The sequence below is a fragment of the Streptomyces typhae genome, from assembly GCF_009755605.1.
Taxonomy (GTDB): Bacteria; Actinomycetota; Actinomycetes; order Streptomycetales; family Streptomycetaceae; genus Streptomyces; species Streptomyces typhae.
In genome coordinates this window covers 1-3,206 of the sequence record NZ_WPNZ01000051.1, presented here as the reverse complement: position 1 = coordinate 3,206, position 3,206 = coordinate 1, and the positions used below count along the sequence as shown (strand labels likewise).

The following is a 3,206-nucleotide window of genomic DNA, read 5'->3' as shown; positions in this document are numbered from 1 at the left end:
GGGTGGTTGGTCGTTGTTTGAGAACTGCACAGTGGACGCGAGCATCTGTGGCCAAGTTTTTAAGGGCGCACGGTGGATGCCTTGGCACCAGGAACCGATGAAGGACGTGGGAGGCCACGATAGTCCCCGGGGAGTCGTCAACCAGACTTTGATCCGGGGGTTTCCGAATGGGGAAACCCGGCAGTCGTCATGGGCTGTCACCCGTACCTGAACTCATAGGGTATGTGGAGGGAACGCGGGGAAGTGAAACATCTCAGTACCCGCAGGAAGAGAAAACAACCGTGATTCCGGGAGTAGTGGCGAGCGAAACTGGATGAGGCCAAACCGTATGCGTGTGAGACCCGGCAGGGGTTGCGTATACGGGGTTGTGGGATTTCTCTTGATCAGTCTGCCGGCTGGTCGGCGAGTCAGAAACCGTTGATGTAGGCGAAGGACATGCGAAAGGTCCGGCGTAGAGGGTAAGACCCCCGTAGTCGAAACATCAGCGGCTCGTTTGAGAAACACCCAAGTAGCACGGGGCCCGAGAAATCCCGTGTGAATCTGGCGGGACCACCCGTTAAGCCTAAATATTCCCTGGTGACCGATAGCGGATAGTACCGTGAGGGAATGGTGAAAAGTACCGCGGGAGCGGAGTGAAATAGTACCTGAAACCGTGTGCCTACAAGCCGTGGGAGCGTCGCGTTGCATGCTTGCATGCAACGTCGTGACTGCGTGCCTTTTGAAGAATGAGCCTGCGAGTTTGCGGTGTGTTGCGAGGTTAACCCGTGTGGGGAAGCCGTAGCGAAAGCGAGTCCGAATAGGGCGACATAGTAGCGCGCTCAAGACCCGAAGCGGAGTGATCTAGCCATGGGCAGGCTGAAGCGGAGGTAAGACTTCGTGGAGGGCCGAACCCACCAGGGTTGAAAACCTGGGGGATGACCTGTGGTTAGGGGTGAAAGGCCAATCAAACTCCGTGATAGCTGGTTCTCCCCGAAATGCATTTAGGTGCAGCGTCGTGTGTTTCTTGCCGGAGGTAGAGCACTGGATAGGCGATGGGCCCTACCGGGTTACTGACCTTAGCCAAACTCCGAATGCCGGTAAGTGAGAGCGCGGCAGTGAGACTGTGGGGGATAAGCTCCATGGTCGAGAGGGAAACAGCCCAGAGCATCGACTAAGGCCCCTAAGCGTACGCTAAGTGGGAAAGGATGTGGAGTCGCAGAGACAACCAGGAGGTTGGCTTAGAAGCAGCCACCCTTGAAAGAGTGCGTAATAGCTCACTGGTCTAGTGATTCCGCGCCGACAATGTAGCGGGGCTCAAGCGTACCGCCGAAGTCGTGTCATTCCAGCATGAGGGCCAACGCCCGCTGGGATGGGTAGGGGAGCGTCGTGTGCCGGGTGAAGCTGCGCCGGAAGGCAGTGGTGGACGGTTCACGAGTGAGAATGCAGGCATGAGTAGCGATACATACGTGAGAAACGTGTGCGCCGATTGACTAAGGGTTCCTGGGTCAAGCTGATCTGCCCAGGGTAAGTCGGGACCTAAGGCGAGGCCGACAGGCGTAGTCGATGGATAACCGGTTGATATTCCGGTACCCGCTGTGAAGCGTCAAACATCGAATCCAGTGATGCTAAGGCCGTGAAGCCGTTCCGGACCCTTCGGGGAATGGAAAGTGGTGGAGCCGCCGGTCCAAGTTGGTAGTAGGTGAGTGATGGGGTGACGCAGGAAGGTAGTCCAGCCCGGGCGGTGGTTGTCCCGGGGTAAGGGTGTAGGACGTCAGGTAGGTAAATCCGCCTGGCACATAGTCTGAGACCTGATGCCGAGCCGATTGTGGTGAAGTGGATGATCCTATGCTGTCGAGAAAAGCCTCTAGCGAGTTTCATGGCGGCCCGTACCCTAAACCGACTCAGGTGGTCAGGTAGAGAATACCGAGGCGTTCGGGTGAACTATGGTTAAGGAACTCGGCAAAATGCCCCCGTAACTTCGGGAGAAGGGGGGCCACGCCTGGTGATGGAGTTTACCTCCGGAGCTGGGGGTGGCCGCAGAGACCAGCGAGAAGCGACTGTTTACTAAAAACACAGGTCCGTGCGAAGCCGTAAGGCGATGTATACGGACTGACGCCTGCCCGGTGCTGGAACGTTAAGGGGACCGGTTAGTGCGCTTTCGGGTGTGCGAAGCTGAGAACTTAAGCGCCAGTAAACGGCGGTGGTAACTATAACCATCCTAAGGTAGCGAAATTCCTTGTCGGGTAAGTTCCGACCTGCACGAATGGCGTAACGACTTCTCGACTGTCTCAACCATAGGCCCGGTGAAATTGCACTACGAGTAAAGATGCTCGTTTCGCGCAGCAGGACGGAAAGACCCCGGGACCTTTACTACAGTTTGATATTGGTGTTCGGTTCGGCTTGTGTAGGATAGGTGGGAGACTGTGAAGCATGCACGCCAGTGTGTGTGGAGTCGTCGTTGAAATACCACTCTGGTCGTGCTGGATGTCTAACCTGGGTCCGTGATCCGGATCAGGGACAGTGTCTGATGGGTAGTTTAACTGGGGCGGTTGCCTCCTAAAGAGTAACGGAGGCGCCCAAAGGTTCCCTCAGCCTGGTTGGTAATCAGGTGTTGAGTGTAAGTGCACAAGGGAGCTTGACTGTGAGACTGACGGGTCGAGCAGGGACGAAAGTCGGGACTAGTGATCCGGCGGTGGCTTGTGGAAGCGCCGTCGCTCAACGGATAAAAGGTACCCCGGGGATAACAGGCTGATCTTCCCCAAGAGTCCATATCGACGGGATGGTTTGGCACCTCGATGTCGGCTCGTCGCATCCTGGGGCTGGAGTCGGTCCCAAGGGTTGGGCTGTTCGCCCATTAAAGCGGTACGCGAGCTGGGTTTAGAACGTCGTGAGACAGTTCGGTCCCTATCCGCTGTGCGCGTAGGAGTCTTGAGAAGGGCTGTCCCTAGTACGAGAGGACCGGGACGGACGAACCTCTGGTGTGCCAGTTGTCCTGCCAAGGGCATGGCTGGTTGGCTACGTTCGGAAAGGATAACCGCTGAAAGCATCTAAGCGGGAAGCCTGCTTCGAGATGAGGACTCCCTCCCCCTTTGAGGGGTTAAGGCTCCCAGTAGACGACTGGGTTGATAGGCCAGATATGGAAGCCCTGTGAGGGGTGGAGTTGACTGGTACTAATAGGCCGAGGGCTTGTCCTCAGTTGCTCGCGTCCACTGTGTTGGTTCTGAAAC

The 3,206-nt window shown here is 56.8% G+C and carries 1 rRNA gene; it reads left to right on the top strand.

Going from position 1 to position 3,206, the window contains the following annotated elements:
* Positions 1-49: 49 nt before the first annotated feature.
* A 23S ribosomal RNA gene (locus GPA10_RS41465) occupies positions 50-3,173 on the top strand.
* Positions 3,174-3,206 lie beyond the last annotated feature (33 nt).